The following is a 20,166-nucleotide window of genomic DNA, read 5'->3' as shown; positions in this document are numbered from 1 at the left end:
GGGCGCTGGCTTTTCTCACTCTCAACAAGGAGCAAGACAATGGAACCCGTTCTCTTCTATGGCGTACCGCAAGGTTGTTCGTTCGGCTCTATCGTGGCGCTCGAGTGGCTGGGCAAGCCCTATCGCCTGTGCCGCATCGAGATGCTGGAGCAGCCCTGGGATGCGCTTTATGCCAAGATCAATCCTCTTTTCAAGACACCGGCATTGCTGCTGGAGGATGGCGAGCCTCTGACCGAGAGCCTGGCGATTCTGCAGCACCTGGCGGCACGCGACCTCGATGCGCGGCTGGGCTTCGCGCAGGGCAGCCGGGAGTTCGATCGCCTCAACCAGATGCTGGCCTACCTCAACACGGACTTCTTCGCCGCCTTCGGTCCACTCTGGACCCTCTACGATACGCAAGGAATGAGCGGTGTGGAGCAGGAAATGCTGCGCCGGCTGGGCCGCGAGTCTGTGGCAGAGAGCTGCGCTTATCTGGATAAACTGCTTGCCGAGCGGGAATGGTTGCTGGGCGATGCGCGCAGCATGGCGGATGCCTACTTCGTCGGTATTGCTCGCTGGGCCGAGTACCATCGCCTGTTCGACCTGAAGCAGGAATATCCCAACCTGGCGCGGCATCTGGCGAAACTCAAGGACGACCCGGCCGTGCGCTTCGCCGAGGCCATCGAGCGCGGCGAACTGCCGACGGGGGTGGGCCACTTCAAGGGGCACGTGAGCCTGCATGAATTGGAGTCGCGTCTGGCTGCCTAGGTTTGGCCACGCGCAGGCGATAGTCGTCGAAGACCACTTCGCGGCCCTGAGCCTGGGCCGCGCCGTGGTATTCGAGCTTGGGCATCGAAGCTGTCGAGGGGGGTTAGTGTCGATGGCATTTTCCAGAGGCCTGGTAGGTTGTCGCAAAGTGCCGTGGAATTGGATCAGGCAGCAACGTTGCTTACTTCGTCTGCTGCTATTCTAGAAGTTCCAGGTGATGCCGGCGGTGGCGCCGAGTGCTAGGGCCTGAGTTTCGCCGCTGCGGCTTGTGAGTTGGGCGTAGAGCTGGGCGCGGTCGTTGGCTTGCCAGACTGTGGCGAACGAGCCCTCTGCCCAGTCGCTGTCGCCAAGCCCCGGGGTCATGACCTGGGTCAGGCCCAGCGTGGTGGCGTTGACCGTTCCGGCGTCGCCGTCGAGGCGCCGGGCCCAGGCGGCGCTGGCCTGAACCTCTAACGTTGGAGACACACTGTGCGCAATCTCTGCGCCTAGACGGCTCACGGTCGAACGGCCGTCCTGATCGGAAACGCTAGCTGCGAAGGCTCCGCCGTGTTCTTCATAGCCCTTGAGCTCACTGCGCGACCACTGCACCTCGGCGAAGGGTGTCAGGCTAGTGGCGCTAGCGACGGGGAAGGCCCAGCCGGCGTTCAGTGCAAGACCGTAGCCTAGGCCATCGGTATCCCCTTGTGAGCTGTCGATGCCAGCGCCATTCTGATAACGCCGATCAGTGCGGACATCCAACTGTGCCAAGTAGGCAGCCGCGCCCAGGCGCAGACCGTTGGCTCCTTCATAGGCTGCAAAGGTCGAGCCGCCCAGCGCATCCAGGCGGCTTTCGCCGCCGAAGTCCAGGTCGAAGCGGCTGTAGGAGCCGATGACGCCGCCGCCAACACGCCAGCCTGGCGAGACATCGGCGGCGAGGCCCACTGCCCCATCGAGCCCCCAACTGCCGCTCTCGCCGAAATACCCATTGCCCAAGTTGCCGAGGGCATAGAACGACCAGCGCGAGGCCCGGGGCGCGCCGTAGGAGACGTTAGGGGCGAGCGAAGCCATCTGAACGTTGCCGGTGAGACGATCGGGCAAGGATTGAGAACCGCTGAACAGTCGCGCGACGGTTAGGGTTTGGCCCAGGCCGCCCATGACCGCGCCTTGCGCTTGCTGCCCGGCCGCACCGGTATCGGCCAGCGCTCGAGACAACCGCTCCGGCGTCGTCAGGCCAGGCGGAGGGCCGTCCTCATCGACCGGCAGGTACACGATGAAGCCTTGGCTGTCGGCGCCCGTCCAACCTGCGCCTACGATGATCTCGCCATCCCCGCTGACGCCGGTGGCGTCCGCCAGTTCCCAGCCGCTTATATCGACGCCCTGGGCTGTTAGCAGATCCTCCAGGCTTTGCATGCCGGTGCTTTCCATCCAGCGGAATGCCTGAGAATCCGTACCGTCCGGAGCTGTGGCGGCTCCCACGATGACCTGACCGTCCGCGTTTACGGCGTGGGCCATGCTTTCGCCTCTACCTGCGAAGAGGCCGAGATCTCGCATGCCGCCGCTTTCGGTCCAACGGAAGGCGCGAGTGCCGTCGCTGCTCTCGCTGAAACCAACGATCACGAGGCCGTTGGCGCTGATGGCGCTGGCCTCGCTTGCGGCGCCGCCATCGAGGACGCCGAGGCTTTCCATCCCGTCGGCCTCCGTCCAGCGGAAGGCGCGAGTGCCATCGCCGCTGGTGCTTCGGCCAACCACGATCTGGCCGTCCCCGCTTACGCCCCGGGCCGAACTGGTCCCGCCGTCCAGAGCGCTGAGGTGTTGCATGCCCCCAAAATCCGTCCAGCGGAAAGCGCGAAGGCCGTCGATGCTATCGCTCTCGCCCACTACGACCGAGCCATCGGCGTTGACGCCATAAGCGTTGCTTGTCGCTCCGCCAGGGAGTGTGCCGAGGATCTGCGTTCCACCATCGTTAGTCCAGCGTACGGCTTCTCGTGTTCCGAAGGACCCTTCGTATCCGACAACGACCGAGCCGTCGGAGTTAACGGCGTAGGCACGGCCAGCGCCTGGGCCGAGGCTTGTCATGCCGGCGACGCTTGTCCAGCGGAAGGCTCGGTTATCGCTGATCCCCACCACGACCAAGCCGTCGGCGCTTACACCCGCCGCATCGCTGTCGTTACCGGAAAGACCTCCCAAACCATCCAAGGACTGTCCCCAGCTCACCTGCGGCAGCAGCAGCGTGGGCAGCGCCAGCGCGAGAGCCAGCCTCAGGCACCGCTTTCCTTGGTTGATCGTGGTTAGAGCCTTTGCGGCGAACGGGCTTTTCTGATGAGTATCGGCAGTGGAAGCTACGCGCATGGCCGGCAGGGGAGCAATTATCGCAGATATAGCCCATGAAATCGGCTTGGAGCGTCGACCGCCAGGCGTTGGCGCCATAGAGTACCAAGTTGGATTGCTGGCACCTTGGTAGTGAAGACGTTTGCCATCATACTCATGCTGGAACGTGTTGCCACCGCGCTGGATTGCGCTATTCATCCGATGCTGTTTATACACTCCAGATCTCGTTTTTGGCTGTCGCATAGTGGCGCACCTGCTTTTTTCATTAATCTTGTAGGAGGCGCAGTAAGAGGCCGACAGTCCTCTGGATTGATTGAGCAATTCGCTTCGCGCAAGCTCCATCAAACAGTCATGCTGAACGTTGAGCTGTAGGTCATATGCTCTTTTTTGTTAATGTCGAACAATCAGTGATGTCGCAATGAAAGCGCCCGCATGGTACATCTGGTGTTTTGTTACTATGGCTCACTAAGTATTTCATCTTGATACCAGAATTAATACCATACCACTGTAAAAGTTTGTAGTGCCACCTTCCCTTTGGATTATCAAAGCTTTGATGAGTAAATTCTCTAGGCGCCAGGCCACCTGGGTCTTGCCGGACCTGGTACTGGTGTTCTGCCAGCCGGCAGCGGCGCCCCGGTAAGTAAGGGCTTACCGGGGCGATGTCCTTCATCCGGAAGCAGACGAAGAATCATGACGCTCGCGGCTGTCGGCAGGCGCCTGGTCGCGTTCGTGCATGCCGTAGTCGCGCATCACCGTGGCCACGCGCAGGCGATAGTCGTCGAACACCACTTCGCGGCCCTGTGTCTGGGCTGCGCGGTGGCGTTCGAGTTGGCGCCACTGGGCAACGGCTTGTTCGTCGCGCCAGAAGGAGAGCGAGAGGATCTTGCCCGGCTGGGTGAGGCTCTCGAAGCGTTCGATGGAAATGAATCCATCGATTTCGTCGAGTAGCGGCCTCAGGCTGGCGGCGATATCGAGGTACTGGTCGCGACGATTGGACTTGGGAATGACTTCGAAAATAACGGCGATCATTGGGAATCTCCTGTATCGGCGGTTGAGCGACTGCCTGCTCTACGCAAGATGTCCAAGGGGTGAAGTCAGATTGTGTCCCGTTGGCCTATGCTTGTCAGACAGAAACAGTTAGGTGGAGAGCTAACGATGGTTGAGCCGGATCTGTCACGCCTAGCCCGCACCATTGGCGACCCGACCCGCATGGGTATGCTCGCCTTGCTGATGGAAGGGCGGGCATTGACCGCCAAGGAGCTGGCCTACGGCTGCGGCGTGCAGCCGGGCACGGCGACGGAGCATCTCAAGCGACTGCAGCGCGATAGCCTGATCGAGTCGACGGCCCAAGGGCGGCACAAGTACTATCGGCTGGCGTCGGCTGAGGTGGCGCATGTCGTCGAGGCGCTCATGGTGGTGGCCAAACCGATGAAGGTGACATCGCAGTGCAGGCGACCGGCCGGCGCCATGGGGGCTGCTCGATTCTGTTACGACCACCTGGCCGGGGAGTTGGGCACACGGTTGACGGCAGTACTGCTCGAAAGGGAGTACTTGGTCAACCATGGCGAGGCCATGGACGTGACGGAGCGAGGGAAGGTCTGGTTTGCCGACTTCGGCATAGATGTCACTTCCCTACGCAAGCGCCGTCGACGTTTTGCCTACCCCTGCCTCGACTGGAGCGAGCGGCGCGATCACCTCGGTGGGGCGCTGGGGGCCGCCGTGGCCGAGCGCATGCTGGAACTCGGTTGGATCGACCGGCAGAAGCACTCGCGGGTAGTGAGTATCAGCGAGCTGGGACGTCGGGCACTGGCGAGTGAGTTCGGGTTCGTGATCGACTCGCTGGCGAGCGATCAAACCGTCGCGATCTCATCGTAGCCGCGATTCAGGAACTGCACGAAACAGAAGCCGTGACCGAAGGGGTCGGCCATCAACGCCAGCTTGCCCCAGCTATCGGTGACGATGGGCTTTTCCTGGGTGGCACCGGCGGCGATGGCGCGTTCCACCGCGGTCTCGATGTCCTCTACCACCACGTCCAGATGCACCGGTGTCCAGTGACGCCTGTAGTGGCGCTGTGTACCTGATGCGGTGCCTTCCGTGGTGTAAGCCGGCGAGCCGGCGGCCTTGACCAGCAGGTAGATCGGCGCCGGGCCACCGATCAGTTCGGCACCGTCGTCGCCGAAACGACGACCGACCTCGAGGCCAAAGGCGTGGACGTAGAAGTCGATGCCGCGCTCCAGGTCGTCCACGTCCAGGTTGACGAGAAAATCCATGCTGCCTCCTGCCATGCCATTCCAGTCATTAAAGATGGTAGGCGCTACCGATAAGTCGGTGCTTACTGAGGCGCCGTTCTGCGTTTGCAAGGTAGCAGCCGGGGAAGCCTGCGGCGCGCTCCATTCTTGTCATATAAACTCTGTCCTAGGTCTGAGCCTAAGAAAAGTGGGGGCGAGATGCGGATTTTACTAGCGACCTACGGTTCGCGTGGGGATGTCGAGCCCATGGTGGCCTTGGCGGTGGAGCTTCAGGCACTCGGAGCAGAGGTACGGCTTTGTGCGCCGCCGGACGAAGAGTTCAGGCTGCTGCTGGACCGTGCTGGGGTGTCCCTCGTGCCCTTCGGCAGGTCGTGGCGTTCATGGGCGACAAGTTCGTCGACTGCGGAGGAGCGCGTCCCGAGCGTGGATGATTTCGTCGCTGAGTACATTGCTGCGACCTATGAAACACTCATTGAATCAGCCGAGGGGTGTGACATGCTCGTGGCGAGCGGCATGCTGCACTTCACCGCAACTTCAGTGGCCGAAAAGTTGACCATTCCTCATCGGTTCGTGGTGTTTTGTCCGACCTTGCTGCAAACCCAAGGCTGGCATTCGCTTATTGGTGGGGCAATCAACCACCATCGGGCGTCGATCGGCCTGCCGGCGGTGATCGCCATGCGGGATTTCATGTTTACCGAACAGCCATGGGTAGCGGCGGACACGACCTTGAGCCAGGATCCGGGACTGGTGGACCTCAACGTGGTGCAGACCGATGCATGGTTCTTGCCGGACGAGCGACCGCTGCCAGCGGAGCTGGTCGCATTCTTGGAGACTGGGACTCCACCGGTCTACGTGGGCTTCGGCAGCATGCGTGTCCCAGAAGAGAGCGCTCGGGTTGCCATCGAGGCCATTCGTGCGCAAGGCCATCGAGTACTCCTCGCCCGTGGCTGGGCCGAGCTGTCTTCGGTCGATGACCAAGACGATTGCTTGATGGTCGACGAGGTCAACCAGCAGGCTCTGTTTCGTCGAGTGGCTGCCGTGGTGCATCACGGTGGCGCGGGCACGACGACCACGGCTGCCCGAGCCGGTGCTCCCCAGGTGATTGTGCCCCAGGCTGCCGACCAGCCGCACTGGGCTAGCCGTGTGGCCGCACTTGGTGTCGGTACGGTGCATGACGGATCGGTGCCAACCTTCGAGACGCTGTCAACTGCGCTCGGAAAGGTACTGACCCCCGACACGCGTAGAGCAGCAGCCGACCTGGCAGGCATGATGCGTCCCGATGGTGCACGCGTGGCTGCAAGGCGGTTACTCGGTAAGTAAGTGCTTACCGGGGTGGTGGTTGTTCCTGATAGGGTGGCAGCGCGTTTGAGGAACGACTTCATCGAAAGCGTTGCCGCCAAGCCAGGCGGCAACGCTTCGTATCAATCATGTACGGCTGATGGAGACGCCACCGTCGGCAAGCATGGCTGTGCCGGTAACGAAGCTCGAATCGTCGGAAGCCAGGTAGAGCGCCGCTCGGGCGATCTCTTCCGGTGTGGCCATGCGCTTGAGCGCATGCAGGCTTTCGACGAATGCGAGGACTTCCGGTCCGGCATCGGGGGCGTTGGTGATGCTGGCAGGTGTGTCAGTGCCGCCGGGCAGCAGGGCGTTGACGCGTATTCCATGGGCCCCCAGCTCCGTTGCCAGGCATTTCATCATGCCCAGCAGGCCGGCCTTGCTGGCGGCATAGGCGGACATGCCGGGCATGCCGACGGTGTGACCGACGAAGCTCGAGGTGAACAGCAGGCTGCCGCCGCCACGCTGCAGCAATGCCGGGATCTGGTATTTAGCCCCTAGAAACGCGGCGGTCAGGTTGGTCTCCAGCACGCTGCTCCAGTCATTTGGCTCCATCTCCTGAAGCGGCCCCATCGACCCGATGATACCGGCGTTGTTGAAGGCGATATCGAGCCCGCCGAAGCGCTCCAGGGCGGTAGCGACCAGGCGCTGTGCCAAGCTTTCGTCGCATATGTCACCGGCGACGGCCATGGCTGTACCGCCGTCGCGTGCGATGGTTTCGGCCAGGGCATCGAGTTCGCTCTGGCGGCGAGCGCTCACTATTACGCTGGCGCCTTCCTTGGCAAACAGGCGGGCAGTGGCATGGCCAATGCCCGAGCTGGCTCCGGTGACGATGGCGACCTTATCGGCAAGTCGTTTCATGGCACTATTCTCCTAGGTGTGGATATGAGATCGATGGCGACCCCATGCCCACCTTGCCGATGCTGAGGTAAGCCCTCACTCCGCTTCTTGCCATCAAAAAAATGAGCGGCTCGGTGATGCTATGCTGCGTTTGTCAGCGAATAGTCAGTTCACATTGAAAGCAAGAGACGGAGTGTGCCAGGCGGGGATCGGGCTCATCCTGAACTCTCGGAGAACGCCGAAGCCACAGCGGGAGCCCGCCATGATCGAGACAACCAACGACTCACTTGCCGCCTTCGATTCCGATGAGGCGAAATGGGCGGCAGTATCGAATCGTGATGCGAGCGCCGATGACGCCTTCGTCTACGCGGTACGCACCACGGGCGTCTATTGCCGCCCGACCTGCCCGTCGCGTCGGCCACGCCGCGAGAATGCGGAGTTTCATGCCGATGCGGCGGCGGCCGAGCGGGCCGGCTATCGGCCGTGCCGGCGCTGCCATCCTCAGGAAGGCTCGCTGGCGCAACGTAACGCCGAGCGCATTGCCCGTGCCTGTCGGCTCATCGAAGCCGCCGAGGACCTGCCTTCTCTCGATGAGCTGGCACAAGCCGCGGGGCTGAGCCGGTTTCATTTCCACCGGGTGTTCAAGTCGGTCACCGGGCTCACGCCCAAGGCCTACGCCATCGCCTGTCGTGCGGATCGTGTGCGCCAGACCATGACGCAGCGTGAGACGGTCACCGAGGCGGTGTACGAGGCGGGCTTCAACTCCAGCGGGCGTTTCTATGCCGGCGCCGACCGCATGCTCGGCATGACACCGAAGCGTTACCGGGCGGGCGGCCAAGGCGCCGAGATCCGCTTCGCGCTGGCCGAGTGCAGCCTGGGAGCGTTGCTGGTGGCGGCAAGCGACAAGGGCATTTGCGCTATCTCCTTGGGAGACGACCCTGAAGCTCTGCTGCGCGAGCTGGAAGACCGCTTTCCTACGGCCAGCCTGACCCCCGGCGATACTGCCTTCGATGAATGGGTGGCCACGGTGGCCGGCTTCGTCGAGGCGCCCAAGGGGTCGCTGGCTCTGCCGCTGGACGTTCGCGGCACTGCCTTTCAGCGGCGTGTCTGGCATGCGCTGACCGAGATTCCCATCGGGACGACGCTAAGCTATGCCGAGCTGGCGGCTCGTATCGGTTCGCCCAGGGCGGTGCGTGCCGTAGCACGGGCCTGTGCGACCAACACCTTGGCGTTGGCGGTGCCCTGCCATCGGGTGGTACGTAGCGACGGCGCGCTTTCCGGATACCGCTGGGGTGTGGAGAGAAAGCGCACGCTGCTCGAGCGTGAGGCGGCGCTGGCGGATGCCGCCGTGCCGGAGAAGATACGGGAATGAAGTAAATTCAGCGCGGAGCTTCGTCCATGGGCGGCTCTTCCAGCGCCTCGGTGATGCCCGCTTGAGGTGTACGTTCCAAATAGGTGGAGAGCACCACATAGCTGCGTGTGGCCTTGATGCCCGGCATGGCATAGAGCCGAGCGAGCAGCCCCTCCAGCGCGCGGCTGCTGGCACAGCGCACCTTGAGCAGGGTGCAGGTGTCGCCGGCCACCGAGTGGATCTCTTCCAGTTCGGGCAGTTCGGCCAGCGCTCTGAAGGTGCGGCTCTTGCTGCCCCCGGTGGTATCGACATGCACGAAGGCCAGGAAAGGCTTGCCGGTGGCGGGGCCGTCCAGCACCGCCACCGTACCGCGAATGCGCCCCGTGGCGCGCAGCCGCTTGACCCTTTCATGCACGGCCGGTGCCGAAAGCCCCACGCGGCTGCCCAGTTCGGCATAGCTGAGCCCGGCGTCCACCGCCAGCTCGCCTAATATCGTTCGGTCGAAGGTGTCTAGAGGGCGGGCTTCCGACCCCTTGTCCCGAACGATTTCTGTTTTTTCTGAATTCGGCATTTTCTTGATTGCTCCGAATGTAATTCCTTCCTTCAATGGTAATCTCGAATTCCATATGGAGCGAGCCGTGATCTCTCGTCGCGTTCTCCTGCTGACCGCTGCCATTGCCGTGATCGGTGCCAATTCGCTGGCGCTGAGCCCCATCGCCGCCACGGTGGCGGCCTCGTTTCCGGGCCGCAGCGCCGCCGATGTGGTGACGGCCGCGGCGCTCTATGGCCTGGCCACGGCGTTTAGTGCACTGATGCTGGCTTCGCTGAGCGATCGCATCGGCGCCGAGCGTGCCTTGATGCGGGCGCTGCTGGTGCTGTCGGCTGCCCTGGGTGCCGCTGCGTTTTCGCCGGCGCTGTGGATGCTGATCGTTGCCCAGACACTGGCCGGCCTGGCGGCGGGTGTGGCGCTGCCGGCGATCTACACCCTCACCGCTCAGGTGGCCGAGAAGGGACGCGAGAGCCAGACGCTGAGCTTCGTGCTGACGGGATGGACGCTGAGTCTGGTGGTCGGGGTCGGCCTGGCGGCGCTGTTGGCCGATCTGTTGCACTGGCGTGCCGTCTTCTCCCTCCTGGCGCTGGCTGCCGTGGGGCTGGCGCTGGGGATCTCGCGTTGCCACGATTGGGGCGTGAGAACGGTCGGTGAGGCGCCGAGCTCCACTCTCAAGGCCCTGCGAATTCCCGGCATTCATCCGGTGCTATTGAACGTCGCGGCCTACATGACGGCGTTCTACGGCTTGTACACCTATCTCGGCCCACACCTGGGCGAGGTGCTGCAGCTTCCCGCCTCCTTCGCCGGGCTGGCCATCGCCGTCTATGGCCTGGGCTTCGGCGCTGCCGCACCGCTGGGGCGGTTGGTCGACCGCTACGGTGCGACCGCTGCCGCCTGTGTCACCTTTGCCGGCTTGATGCTGGTCTACCTGGGGTTGATGATAACCGCCGCTCTTCCACCGGTGTTGCTGGCGCTTTGTCTTGCCTGGGGCGTGGCCAATCATCTCGGCTTGAACCTGCTCATGCGCCAGCTCGCCGAAATAGACCCGGCGCAGCGGGGAGCCATCATGGGGCTGTATAGCGCCATCACCTATCTGTGCATGTTTGTCGGTGCGCTGCTCTATCGGCCGATCTTCACCCACTTCGGTTTTGCCGCCTGCGCCTGGGCCTCGGCGATGCTGGTGCTGCCGGCCCTGGGCTGGGCGCTGGGCCAGTGGCGCAAAAAGCAGGCTGGACTACGCTGCCATTCGGAGACATGACGAGTCGATAAAGGAGGTATCTCAGCATGATCGCCTACACCATGGTCGGAACTCGGGACCTGGAGCAAGCGCTGACATTCTACGACCCACTTTTCGCTGAAATGGGCTGGGACGTATGCTGGAAAGACGATGCCTGCGTCTCCTACGGCAAAGAGACCGATCTCGACTTCCCCAGGTTCTTCGTCGGTTACCCCTTCGATGGCCAGGAGGCAGGGGTGGGAAATGGCACCATGATGGCCTTCCAGTTCGCGAAACCGGAGCAGGTCGACAGGCTGTACGAAATTGCCATCAGCAACGGAGGCAGTGACGAAGGCGCTCCCGGATATCGGCCTCAGTATGCCGAAGGCTTTTATGCAGCTTATGTGCGTGACCGCGATGGCAATAAGTTGGCCTTCGTCGTCTATCCGAGAGAGGCGGAATAATTCAGTCTCATTGGCGATGCTTCCGAGAGAAAACGAACCGCCGCGCAATTGAGCGGCGGTTCGTTCTTGAGTGACACCTCAGCCGAACAGTAATGGATCGATCAGTCCGCTCGGGTAGGTCAGGGTTAGCAGTTTCGCCATGCCTACCAGGAAGATCGCCACCCCAGCAGACATGGCGATAGCCACCCACGGTTTGAGACGTGCGATGAACATCAGGAAAGCCAGACAAAACAGCGTTGCGGTGGTGACGAGGCCGAACGTCAGGATCGCTCCGACCAAGGCGAAGAAGCCTGCCAACCAGACGACTTGCTGAAGTAGAGGCTGGTGTTGCCACGCTGGCTTACGGACAAGGCTGCGCAGGATTTCCAGCAGACAGGCGACGCCCATGATTGCCAGGGCCAGTCGGGGCATGAGGCCACCAAGCAGGCTGAGGTCGGCAAGGTGGAACCAGCCATAGGTGGCCATTCCCAGCAGAGCGGTAAAGATCACCAGATCAATGCCACCGATGGTTATCGGCTTGCTGCCGGTCGCAGGTGCTTCCCCAACCGCAGGCGCTTGCTCGGTATCGGTCGATCGGAGCTTACGCCAAAGCTGACGAAACATGGGCAAGAACAGGGCGGCGAGGATCATGGCGCCGATGATCAGCACACCTGGGCGCATGAAGGCAGCGCTGCCTTGGAACTGAACGGCTTGGTAGAAGTAGGCTTCAGCGCCAGGTGCCAGGACGAAGCCGATCAGGAAAGCGGGGCGTGACCAGCCGGCCTGCTTGAACAGGACGCCAAGGGCACCGATCGCGCCGAGGGCCAGGAGGTCTCCCGGGGAGCGTGTTGCCTGGAAGGCCGCAAACATGATCAGCACTGTGATCAGAGGGGCCAGGATGACGAAGGGCACGCGGGTCAAGCTGGCAACTGGACGCGCCAGGCCCAGGCAGAACGCTGCACCGATGATGTTGGCCAAGGCCAGCGACCAGATGATGGTATAGGTCAGGTCTAGATTGGTCTCGATCATGCTGACGCCTGGCTGCAAGCCTAGCAGCAGCAGACCACCCAGGAAGACGGCGGCGGTGCCCGAGCCAGGCACGCCGAACAGCAGAGTGGGCACCATGGCGCCAGAGGCGCAGGCATTGTTGGCGGCTTCCGGTGCGATGACCCCGCGGATGTCGCCGTGGCCAAACTTGGATTTATCCTTGGCGCTCTGTACGGCATGGCCATAGGTCATCCAATCCACCACCGAGCCGGCGAGGCCGGGAATCGTGCCCAGCAGGCTACCGATGCCTGCACAGCGTGCTACCAGGCCACGGTTCTTGCCGACATCTTGGAGGCCTTGTTTCCATCCCTTGCCGAGTCGGGTGCGTTCCCCGGCGATGGCGCCACGCTTGACCAGCAGGTCGATGATCTCGGGAAGTGCAAAGATCCCAAGACCGATCACTACCAGCGGTACGCCATCGAAGAGATAGTTGATCTCGAAGTTGAGACGGAACTCCCCGGTGGCTGGCGCCATGCCGATGGTACCGATCAGCAGGCCCAGGCCGCAGGCGGCGAGCCCTTTGAGCAGGTCGCGTCCGGAGAGCACCGCTACCATCGATAGCCCGAGCAGGGTCAGCATGAAGAGCTCGGAGGAGGAGAACGACAGCACCACCGGCCGGGCGATCAGAATGAAACCCGTCAACACGGCGGCGCCGATCAGGCCACCGATCATCGAAGAAAGGAAGGCACTGGAAAGAGCCCGTGCCGCCTGGCCGCGCTTGGCCAGGGAGAAGCCGTCGATGACGGTGGCCTGGGAGGCGCTGGAGCCGGGAATGCCCAGCAGCACCGAGGCAAAGGTATCGCCGGTGGGAATCACGGCGACCAGACCCATCAGCATGCCGAGGGCGACACTCGGCTCCATGCCGTAGAGGAAGGGCAGCAGCAGCGCCATACCTGCGATGCCGCCGAGACCGGGAATGATCCCAACCACTAGGCCTACCAACACGCCGAGGACCATGTAGAGCAGATGATCCAGAGTGAACAGCTGCCCCAGACTGGAGAGAAGAATATCGAACATGAAATGCGGCTCTCGTGTTATGCGGTGAGTTGAACCCAAAGGTATCGGCCCTTGTCGCCAAGGGACCGATGCCCGTTCTCACGCGTCAGATACTCGCGCCGTGCTTAGTTTTCAGCCAGTCAGCCAGCCACTCGCGAAGATCGTCATCCAGCGCCATGGCTTGTTCGAGATGTCTCTCGACGACATCGCCAACGATCGGGGTGTAGGGGCCCAAGTGGGCGTCAGCCTCCTGCTTGAACTGTTCGGTCTCGACGAACTCGAGGGCCGCTTCCCGGTAAATCTCGACGAGCTCATCAGGCGTGCCTTTGGGCACCATGATCAGCTTCTGCAGCGTGAAGCCTGAGGCGAAGAACTTCTCATAGGCTTCATTGGCGGTGCCGCTCGGGGCCTCACCGTTGAGGTTTTCATAGACTTCGGTAAAGGTCGGCAGGTCGGGGAACGCCGGATCGCGCTCGATCTGCCCTTCTTCGTTCAGTACACCGAGCGAGAAGAGCGGGACGGCACGGCCCGACTCCACCAGGGGGGCCACACTGCTCAGATAGGCTGAGGTGGTCTGGAAGTCGATGTCCGCTTCGCCACGCTCGAAGGCCAGGCGACCCTCGCCACGGCCTTGCATGCCGGAGACGGCCTGAACGTCGACACCCAGCATATCGAGAGCGATCAGCACCGGCAGCTCGAGTCCGGTGTGACTTTGCACCGCCAGCTTGACTCGCTTTTCCAGCAGGGCGGCAATTGCGCTCTCGCTTTCCTCACCCAGGCTGGGCTGGGCGTAGACGACGCCACCGGTCGGGGTTGCCAGGATCGGTGTCCAGGTGGAGTAGTCGTAGCGTACCCGCCGGTCCCCGAGCATGGCGGGAAACTGGGTCGAGGCGGAGGTGCCTAGCCAGTCACTGCCGTCGCTCCTGGCCCGCGTGGCAAAGAGGTTGGCACCGTTGATTGAGCCGCCGCCCGGCACGTTGTCGATTGAAATGGTGGGCTCACCTGGAATGTGTTCGCTGAGCCAGGGGGAGAAGAAGCGGGCCCAGACATCGGTGCCACCGCCGACGCCGAAGGGAATGGTCCACTTGATGGTGCTGGGCACGTTTGCGTCCTGGGCTTGCACGGGGGTGGTGAGCGTCAAACCAAGCCCGGCAATTGCCAGGCTAAGGACGGCGGCTTTTTTCAACCGGCCAAGTGAGTTAGTGGTCTTGTGAGTGTTCATGGCGTGCTCCTGGGTTGTTGTCGTTTGTGGGTGTCAGGTCACCCGTTGATGGTGATGATCAATTGGTCTGCAGTGCAGGCATTGTCTCACTGGGTGTCGTTGAGGCGGTGTAGAAGATCGTGCCGCTCATGATCTTTCTGGCGGTACGAATCAGCGATACACGCGCGATAACGTTGGCATTGCCTTGGCGGTGCTCGACGTCGAGGTCGATGTAGCCGGATGGATGCTCCAACCTCACCTGTGCCAGGCACTCACCCTCGGTCATCCGTCCACTTTCTACTGCGATGCGGTTGGCGATGGTGCCGGGAACGCTGACCGCCGAGGCGACGGCAATGGCTCCGGTAACGGCGATGGCTTTGTGACAGCGGTGGGGGACGAAGTAACGTGCGCACAGTGTGCTAACGCGGTCACGCGCTGCGGAGAGAAGTACTGGCTTGGGCAAGACACCGTTGCTGACGTCGCCCAGCCCCATATTCTGTCCTGCCTTGCGTCGAATGCTTTCGAGCTGCTCGAGAAAAGCGCTATTGGCATCCAGTTCGTCAGGGGGTTCAGCGCCACTTAGGCCGAGGTCCGCAGCGTCGAGCATGATGATCGGCGTTGCCGCGTCGAGACAAGTGACGGCGACGCCTTCGATCGAGTCGCAGGCCTTTCCTGTCGGCAGCAACGCGCCGGTCTTGGAACCCATGATGTCCAAGAAGCTGAGTTGAATCCCGGCGGCACTTCCGGGCACGCCGCTGATGGATGTGTTGCCCTCATAGCAGACCTGGCGGCCCGGCGTGGGGACGTGGCATTCGATCAGGCGTTGGGTGTTGAGATTGCGCACTCGCACCACGGTCTTGCCCTCCTGGGGTTCCACCAGGCCCGTCTCGATCGCGTAGGGGCCGACCGCCGAGAGCATGTTTCCGCAGTTCGGGCTGAAGTCGACGCGGCGATTGAGGACGTCGACTTGGGCAAACAGGTAATCGACGTCGGCGTCGGCATGGGAAGAGCGTTCCACGATGGCAATCTTGCTGGTCAGCGGATCCCCGCCGCCGATGCCATCGATCTGCAGGGCGTGGCCTGAGCCCATCAGGCTTAGCAGGATCTCGGCCTGGGCGTCCTGGCCACTGGGAAGGTCGCTCATGCGCAGGAAAGGGCCTCGGGAGGTGCCGCCGCGCATGATCATGCAGGGAATGCTATTCATCATCGTCATGCCACATCGCGTTTGGGAATCGTGATGTGAGCATGTCAGCGAGCAACTAATGCTTCAAATGCAAATAAATCCTTATATTGATTCTATATCTGCATTAATGTGTTATATTTATCAATACATATTATCCTATGCAAGAGTGCATCGATGACACATCGCCTGGAATTCCTTGATCTTCAAGCCTTTATATTGGTTGCAGAGCTGGGTTCATTCCATGAGGCTGCGCAGCGTCTGCATTTGTCTCAGCCGGCATTATCGCGACGCATTCAGAAGCTCGAGGAGCTTTTGGAAGTCGAGCTGCTCGAACGCACCACCCGCAGGACACACCTGACGCCGATTGGAGCGGATTTTCTGCCGCGCGCCAGGCGTATGATCGAGGAATATGAGTCGTCGATTCTGAACATGCGAGAACTGGCGACGCACCAGAAGGGCACGGTCACGATCGCCTGCCTACCCACCGCCGCTTTTTACTTCCTGCCAAGCGTAATTCGCGGCTTCAGCGAGGCTTGGCCGGGTATTCGCATTCGCATTCTCGACGTCAGTGCCAACGAGGGGCTGCAGCGGGTCATCAACGGCGAGGCCGACTTCGGCATCAACATGTTCAGTGCACAGAGCGCGGAGGTTTCCTTCACACCGCTATTACGTGATCCCTTCGTTCTGGCCCTGAGATCCGACCATCCGCTGGCGGCCAAGAAGAGTATTCAATGGGCGGATCTCGAGCAGGTCAGATTGATTACCGTCAGTCGCGACAGTGGAAATCGTACCCTGCTGGACAATGCACTTTCAGCCGAAGGCATTCGGCTGAACAGCTTCTACGAAGTTCAGCACCTCTCCACCTCACTTGGCCTGGTCGAATCCGGGCTTGGCGTGGCGATTCTGCCCAAGATGACAATGCCCGGCCCGGACCATGACACGCTCTGTTCGCGTGAACTTCCCGAACCCCGCATCCAGCGAACCATCGGTCTGGTCAGAAGCAGTTCCCACAGTATTTCCAGCACGGCTCAGTTGTTCATCGACATGCTTCTCGAGCACTGGGGGAATTCCACGGACTCATGATTTCAACCAGCACACGATGAGCGAGGCGAGGCAACTGGCGGCTGTCGCCATGTCGGTGTGGCCGCGGATCATCTCCTTCGATATCGCTTCGCCTGCGCCGATGATGCCGATGCAGCGCATTCGCAGCGTCCCTTCGTCAAGGTTGCAGTAAGGGCGTAGTGCCTCCTGGTAGAGATCTACATAGTGATCGAGCAGTTCTTGCTGCACTGCTTCCATCTCTTCGGCGCCCTTCAGAGCCGCCGATAGGGCATGCCATTCCGACCCGACATCCGTATAGCACTCCATATAGGCTCGTCCCACGACCTGGGCAATGCTCTCCAGGTGGCGTGGCGCCTTGTCGAGCGCAGCGAGAAAAGCCACCTCCTTGGCATGATCGAGCTGTCGGTACATGACGATGAGCAGGCCGGCTCGCGTGCCGAAGTGCTCATAGGCAATGGGCTTGCTGACGCCGGCGCATTCGGCCAGATAACCCAGGGTGAGAGCATCGGTGCCTTCTTTCTGCACGATGTCGAAGGCTGTCTCCAGCAGTTGCTCGCGGCGCTCGGCCTTCGTCAGTCTTCTTGGTTTGGTCATGCCTAACTTCCTGCTTCTCTCGAGTATCTCGCTTCCATGACGTCGCACAGCATCCTTGACGAGGATAACCTACCTTGCGTAACCTGCAAAAGGTAAGTTACTAATCGTAGGCTTTAGAGGGCACTGTCATGTCTCGACGAATCGAGGATCCGGTTCTGCTCATTGGTGGCTCCGGCGTGGTGGGAGAGAAAGCCGCCGGAACACTGCGGCGCTTGTATCCAGAATTGCCGCTTGCCATTGGTGGGCGTGACATGGCCAAGGCCACTGCCATCGCCCAGGCGCTGGGAAAGGCCGAGGCGACAAGAGTCGAGCTTGGAAAGGCTGGGCTGGGGTTGGCGGAAAGCCAGAGGTTCCGTGCCGTGGTCACCTTCCTGAAGGACGATACCCTGAGCTCCTTGCGCTATGCCCAGCAGCAGGGAGTGCCGCATCTGGGAATTTCGACCGCGGCGTTCGAGATAGCCCCGGAGGTTGCACTGCACATCAATGCTCCCGAGCGTTCGGCCATCCTCATGATGAGCAACTGGCTGGCTGGGAGTGCGACGCTTTCGCTGCTGCATTTGGTACGAGACTTTGCCACGGTTCGGTCTATCCGAATTGCCGCGGTACTCGATGAGCAGGACATGGGCGGGCCGGCGGCTCATGCCGATTACGTACGCCAGACCGGTGCCGTCACGAGTGCGCTGATGCGCGAGTCGGGTAAGTGGTTATGGATGCAAGGGGAGAGGGCACAACGTACGTTCACCATGCTGGATGGAACGCCCGTGACAGGAGCCGCCTTTGGCAATCTCGACCTGCTCAGCATGATGGGAGCCACCGACGCAGAGTCGATCCGTTTCGACTTTGCTCTCGGTGAAACCTCCAGCCGTCGCCGGCGTGAGCCATTTTCCACCGAGATCCTGCTCGAGGTCAGTGGACAGGGGCGGGACGGAAGCCCCCGCCATGTTCGGCAGGGCATCGTGCACCCCGCGGGTCAGGCGCCGCTGACGGCACTGGGCGTGGCGCTCGGCGTGGAGCGCCTGCTCGGCCTTGACGGTGCAACGCCGGTGGCACCGGGGCTCTATCTACCCAACAGCCTTCTCGATCCGGCTTATTTCGTGCAGCGCATGCAGGAGTTCGGAGCCCGCTTCCACGATCTCGAGCCGGAGGTTGGACCATGAGCGCTTCAACTCTCGACCCCGTGCTGCTGATCGGTGGCGCCGGTCGTGTCGGATCACGAGCCGCCCGTTCGCTGCGCAGCATGCACCCTGAGCTGCCGATCGCCATCGCCGGGCGTGACCTCGGCAAGGTCCGCCAACTGGCCTCGGAGATCGGGCATGCCTCGGCCGTTGCCGTCGATCTGGAGCGGGCCGACCTTGGGCTGGATGGGAGCGCCGCTTTCAGTGCCGTAGTCGTACTGTTGAAAGACGACTCGCTGAACGCGCTGCAATTCGCACAAGCGCATGGTGTGCCGTATGTGGCGATAGCCGACTATGCCTTCGACATCGGCCTGGAGGTGGCAATGGCGATTGCACGGCCCACGGCGTCTCCCGTGCTGCTGCTCGGCCATTTTCTGGGCGGCATCGCCGTGCTGGCGACCTTGCATGCCGTACGCGATCTACAGCGAGTGGATAACATCGAGATGGCCGCCATTTTCTCACCGGCAGACATTGGTGGGCCGACGGCCCAGGCGGATATGGCGCGTGTCGCGGGTATTGCGCCCCATCCGCTGATGCTCGTAGACGGCCATTGGGTCTGGGCTGCAGGAGCGGAAGCCCAGCGTACCTTCACCGATATAGACGGTATGACTCTCCAGGGGCAGGCTTATCCGTTGCTGGATGTTGTCAGCTTGGCAGCAGTAACCGATGCCATGTCGGTACGTATCGATGCGGCCATGCGCGAGGATGAGGAGGCGTCTCCCGGCCATCGTCTGATCATCGATGTCGCAGGGGTGGGGAGGTGTGGCGAGTCGCAGCGTACCCGCTGGGTAATCGAGGATAGCGACTTTCACCAGGGCATGAGCGGCATGGGCCTGGCTTTGGCCATCGAACGCCTGCTGGGTCTGGATGGCGACAAGCCGGTCGCCCCTGGGCTCCATCATCCTGAGACTCTCTTGCGGCCGGAAGATGTAATAGAACGATTGAGGACCGCTGGCGTGTCGATTCACGCCTGTCCGGTGCCCGGTCAGTCGGCAGTGAAGTAAACCACCATCCTGAGATGTCGGTGCTCATCCACCAGCAGCGTGGTGTGGTCATACGTCTGCGTGAGCGAGTCGGCATCGATGAGCGTGCCGATGCCGTAGCGATAGGCTTCGTGGTTGGGTTGCTCCCACCAGCGGCGAAAGTCCGGCGACAGTTTGGCGAGCGCTTCGATCAGCTCCTGCATGGCGGGGTCTTCGGGGGCGGCGGCCAGGTCGCAGCGGAACTGGGCCAGCAGACGGGCGGCGTCCTGGCGCCAGTCGGGGAGGCGCCTGCGCAGCGCCGGGTCGGCGAACAGCAGGCGCATCATGTTGCGCTCGCCGGGCTCCCTGTCGCTGAAGCCGAGCAGGGCATCGGCGGCGGCGTTCCAGGCGATGACGTCCCAGCGCAGGTTCATCACATAGGCCGGCCTTGGCATGTCGTCCATCAGCCTCTGCACCAGGGGCGGGATTTCCTGCCACTGGTAGGCTTCCACCGGCGGCGGGCGGCGATGGGCAAGCAGGAACAGGTGGCAGCATTCGGCGTCGTCGAGCTTGAGCGCCTTGGAGACTTTCAGCACGAAGCTCTCCGAGACGTTGATATCGCGCCCCTGCTCGAACCAGGTGTACCAGGTCAGTCCCACCCCGGCGAGGGTGGCCACTTCCTCGCGCCGCAGCCCGGGCGTGCGCCGACGCCCGGTGGAAGGCAGGCCGACGTCGGCCGGCGTCAGCTTGCTGCGATGATGGATCAGGAACTCGGTGAGTTCGCTGCGGGTTCTGTCGAGGCTGCGTCCGGCCATGGCAGTGCTCCAGGCAGTTACCTATAGTAGTTACCCATAGTAATAGGATAACTGGCTATATTGTAACCCCATCAGTATGGGCCAAGACTACCA

The 20,166-nt window shown here is 62.0% G+C and carries 19 protein-coding genes and 1 pseudogene; 10 read left to right on the top strand and 10 right to left on the bottom strand.

Annotated elements, in window-relative coordinates:
* Positions 1 to 39 precede the first annotated feature (39 nt).
* Entirely contained in the window at positions 40 to 747 is a 708-nt protein-coding gene (locus B8115_RS20950; RefSeq protein ID WP_010629820.1) for a glutathione S-transferase family protein, read from the top strand.
* Positions 748 to 948: 201 nt separating this feature from the next.
* Here B8115_RS20950 and B8115_RS20945 read toward each other — a convergent pair whose 3' ends face one another.
* On the bottom strand, positions 949 to 3,270 hold the full coding sequence (locus B8115_RS20945) for an autotransporter domain-containing protein (RefSeq protein ID WP_158409665.1): 2,322 nt from the start codon (positions 3,268 to 3,270) through the stop codon (positions 949 to 951).
* Positions 3,271 to 3,720: 450 nt separating this feature from the next.
* Positions 3,721 to 4,083 carry an antibiotic biosynthesis monooxygenase gene (locus B8115_RS20940; protein WP_010629818.1) on the bottom strand — a complete coding sequence of 121 codons (363 nt, stop codon included), beginning with the start codon at positions 4,081 to 4,083 and terminating at the stop codon, positions 3,721 to 3,723.
* Between the two features lie 126 nt (positions 4,084 to 4,209).
* Here B8115_RS20940 and B8115_RS20935 point away from each other — a divergent pair, with 126 nt between their 5' ends.
* Positions 4,210 to 4,929, top strand: coding sequence for a helix-turn-helix transcriptional regulator (locus tag B8115_RS20935; RefSeq protein WP_010629817.1), 720 nt, complete (start codon positions 4,210 to 4,212; stop codon positions 4,927 to 4,929).
* Here the strand turns inward: B8115_RS20935 and B8115_RS20930 are convergent.
* Positions 4,905 to 5,324 (bottom strand): VOC family protein, encoded by a 420-nt coding sequence (locus B8115_RS20930; protein ID WP_010629816.1) that lies wholly within the window; start codon positions 5,322 to 5,324, stop codon positions 4,905 to 4,907. The two genes, B8115_RS20935 and B8115_RS20930, sit on opposite strands and share 25 nt — an antisense overlap.
* A 177-nt stretch (positions 5,325 to 5,501) precedes the next feature.
* Here B8115_RS20930 and B8115_RS24175 point away from each other — a divergent pair.
* Positions 5,502 to 5,660: pseudogene (locus B8115_RS24175) on the top strand (glycosyltransferase); the annotation flags it as partial.
* Between the two features lie 66 nt (positions 5,661 to 5,726).
* On the top strand, positions 5,727 to 6,623 hold the full coding sequence (locus B8115_RS20925) for a glycosyltransferase (protein WP_234252627.1): 897 nt from the start codon (positions 5,727 to 5,729) through the stop codon (positions 6,621 to 6,623).
* Positions 6,624 to 6,728: 105 nt separating this feature from the next.
* Here B8115_RS20925 and B8115_RS20920 read toward each other — a convergent pair whose 3' ends face one another.
* The gene (locus tag B8115_RS20920; protein WP_010629814.1) at positions 6,729 to 7,499 is read right to left on the bottom strand and encodes an SDR family oxidoreductase; all 771 of its coding nucleotides are present in this window, start codon (positions 7,497 to 7,499) and stop codon (positions 6,729 to 6,731) included.
* Positions 7,500 to 7,740: 241 nt separating this feature from the next.
* Between B8115_RS20920 and ada the strand changes: the two genes are divergently transcribed.
* Entirely contained in the window at positions 7,741 to 8,850 is a 1,110-nt protein-coding gene (ada, locus tag B8115_RS20915; protein WP_010629813.1) for a bifunctional DNA-binding transcriptional regulator/O6-methylguanine-DNA methyltransferase Ada, read from the top strand.
* 7 nt (positions 8,851 to 8,857) lie between these two features.
* On the opposite strand, the gene B8115_RS20910 is transcribed toward ada, so the two are convergent.
* A complete protein-coding gene (locus B8115_RS20910; protein WP_035591841.1) occupies positions 8,858 to 9,400 on the bottom strand; it encodes an Lrp/AsnC family transcriptional regulator in 543 nt (180 codons plus the stop codon).
* 67 nt (positions 9,401 to 9,467) lie between these two features.
* On the opposite strand from B8115_RS20910, the gene B8115_RS20905 reads away from it, so the two are divergent.
* Positions 9,468 to 10,637, top strand: a complete 1,170-nt coding sequence (locus tag B8115_RS20905; RefSeq protein WP_158409664.1) for an MFS transporter — start codon at positions 9,468 to 9,470, stop codon at positions 10,635 to 10,637.
* 26 nt (positions 10,638 to 10,663) lie between these two features.
* Positions 10,664 to 11,059, top strand: coding sequence for a VOC family protein (locus B8115_RS20900; RefSeq protein ID WP_010629810.1), 396 nt, complete (start codon positions 10,664 to 10,666; stop codon positions 11,057 to 11,059).
* Between the two features lie 78 nt (positions 11,060 to 11,137).
* On the opposite strand, the gene B8115_RS20895 is transcribed toward B8115_RS20900, so the two are convergent.
* The 3 genes from B8115_RS20895 to B8115_RS20885 form a co-directional block, all read right to left on the bottom strand.
* A complete protein-coding gene (locus B8115_RS20895) occupies positions 11,138 to 13,102 on the bottom strand; it encodes a tripartite tricarboxylate transporter permease (RefSeq protein ID WP_010629809.1) in 1,965 nt (654 codons plus the stop codon).
* Positions 13,103 to 13,187: 85 nt separating this feature from the next.
* On the bottom strand, positions 13,188 to 14,303 hold the full coding sequence (locus B8115_RS20890; protein WP_051004687.1) for a tripartite tricarboxylate transporter substrate binding protein: 1,116 nt from the start codon (positions 14,301 to 14,303) through the stop codon (positions 13,188 to 13,190).
* Positions 14,304 to 14,361: 58 nt separating this feature from the next.
* A complete protein-coding gene (locus tag B8115_RS20885) occupies positions 14,362 to 15,495 on the bottom strand; it encodes a 4-oxalomesaconate tautomerase (protein WP_010629807.1) in 1,134 nt (377 codons plus the stop codon).
* Positions 15,496 to 15,639: 144 nt separating this feature from the next.
* Here B8115_RS20885 and B8115_RS20880 point away from each other — a divergent pair, with 144 nt between their 5' ends.
* A complete protein-coding gene (locus B8115_RS20880; RefSeq protein WP_010629806.1) occupies positions 15,640 to 16,548 on the top strand; it encodes a LysR family transcriptional regulator in 909 nt (302 codons plus the stop codon).
* On the opposite strand, the gene B8115_RS20875 is transcribed toward B8115_RS20880, so the two are convergent.
* Positions 16,543 to 17,121, bottom strand: coding sequence for a TetR/AcrR family transcriptional regulator (locus tag B8115_RS20875; RefSeq protein ID WP_010629805.1), 579 nt, complete (start codon positions 17,119 to 17,121; stop codon positions 16,543 to 16,545). The genes B8115_RS20880 and B8115_RS20875 overlap by 6 nt on opposite strands.
* A gap of 128 nt (positions 17,122 to 17,249) precedes the next feature.
* Here B8115_RS20875 and B8115_RS20870 point away from each other — a divergent pair, with 128 nt between their 5' ends.
* Together B8115_RS20870 and B8115_RS20865 are read left to right on the top strand one after the other, a co-directional pair.
* Entirely contained in the window at positions 17,250 to 18,278 is a 1,029-nt protein-coding gene (locus B8115_RS20870) for a hypothetical protein (RefSeq protein WP_010629804.1), read from the top strand.
* The gene (locus B8115_RS20865) at positions 18,275 to 19,300 is read left to right on the top strand and encodes a saccharopine dehydrogenase (protein WP_010629803.1); all 1,026 of its coding nucleotides are present in this window, start codon (positions 18,275 to 18,277) and stop codon (positions 19,298 to 19,300) included. Before B8115_RS20870 ends, B8115_RS20865 begins: the two co-directional genes overlap by 4 nt.
* Here B8115_RS20865 and B8115_RS20860 read toward each other — a convergent pair.
* Entirely contained in the window at positions 19,282 to 20,073 is a 792-nt protein-coding gene (locus B8115_RS20860; protein ID WP_010629802.1) for a helix-turn-helix transcriptional regulator, read from the bottom strand. The genes B8115_RS20865 and B8115_RS20860 overlap by 19 nt on opposite strands.
* Positions 20,074 to 20,166: the final 93 nt, after the last annotated feature.

The sequence above is a fragment of the Halomonas sp. KM-1 genome (assembly GCF_000246875.1).
Classification (GTDB): domain Bacteria; phylum Pseudomonadota; class Gammaproteobacteria; order Pseudomonadales; family Halomonadaceae; genus Halomonas; species Halomonas aerodenitrificans.
Note: the sequence above shows the minus strand (reverse complement) of the source record. Positions and strands in the feature narration are given on the sequence as shown.

Excerpts from the sequence above, each read along its gene's own strand:
- B8115_RS20950 (WP_010629820.1), top strand. The coding sequence starts at position 40 with ATGGAACCCGTTCTCTTCTATGGCGTACCGCAAGGTTGTTCGTTCGGC.
- B8115_RS20940 (WP_010629818.1), bottom strand. The coding sequence starts at position 4,083 with ATGATCGCCGTTATTTTCGAAGTCATTCCCAAGTCCAATCGTCGCGAC.
- B8115_RS20935 (WP_010629817.1), top strand. The coding sequence starts at position 4,210 with ATGGTTGAGCCGGATCTGTCACGCCTAGCCCGCACCATTGGCGACCCG.
- B8115_RS20930 (WP_010629816.1), bottom strand. The coding sequence starts at position 5,324 with ATGGATTTTCTCGTCAACCTGGACGTGGACGACCTGGAGCGCGGCATC.
- B8115_RS20920 (WP_010629814.1), bottom strand. The coding sequence starts at position 7,499 with ATGAAACGACTTGCCGATAAGGTCGCCATCGTCACCGGAGCCAGCTCG.
- ada (WP_010629813.1), top strand. The coding sequence starts at position 7,741 with ATGATCGAGACAACCAACGACTCACTTGCCGCCTTCGATTCCGATGAG.
- B8115_RS20910 (WP_035591841.1), bottom strand. The coding sequence starts at position 9,400 with ATGCCGAATTCAGAAAAAACAGAAATCGTTCGGGACAAGGGGTCGGAA.
- B8115_RS20900 (WP_010629810.1), top strand. The coding sequence starts at position 10,664 with ATGATCGCCTACACCATGGTCGGAACTCGGGACCTGGAGCAAGCGCTG.
- B8115_RS20895 (WP_010629809.1), bottom strand. The coding sequence starts at position 13,102 with ATGTTCGATATTCTTCTCTCCAGTCTGGGGCAGCTGTTCACTCTGGAT.
- B8115_RS20890 (WP_051004687.1), bottom strand. The coding sequence starts at position 14,303 with ATGAACACTCACAAGACCACTAACTCACTTGGCCGGTTGAAAAAAGCC.
- B8115_RS20885 (WP_010629807.1), bottom strand. The coding sequence starts at position 15,495 with ATGACGATGATGAATAGCATTCCCTGCATGATCATGCGCGGCGGCACC.
- B8115_RS20880 (WP_010629806.1), top strand. The coding sequence starts at position 15,640 with ATGACACATCGCCTGGAATTCCTTGATCTTCAAGCCTTTATATTGGTT.
- B8115_RS20875 (WP_010629805.1), bottom strand. The coding sequence starts at position 17,121 with ATGACCAAACCAAGAAGACTGACGAAGGCCGAGCGCCGCGAGCAACTG.
- B8115_RS20870 (WP_010629804.1), top strand. The coding sequence starts at position 17,250 with ATGTCTCGACGAATCGAGGATCCGGTTCTGCTCATTGGTGGCTCCGGC.
- B8115_RS20865 (WP_010629803.1), top strand. The coding sequence starts at position 18,275 with ATGAGCGCTTCAACTCTCGACCCCGTGCTGCTGATCGGTGGCGCCGGT.
- B8115_RS20860 (WP_010629802.1), bottom strand. The coding sequence starts at position 20,073 with ATGGCCGGACGCAGCCTCGACAGAACCCGCAGCGAACTCACCGAGTTC.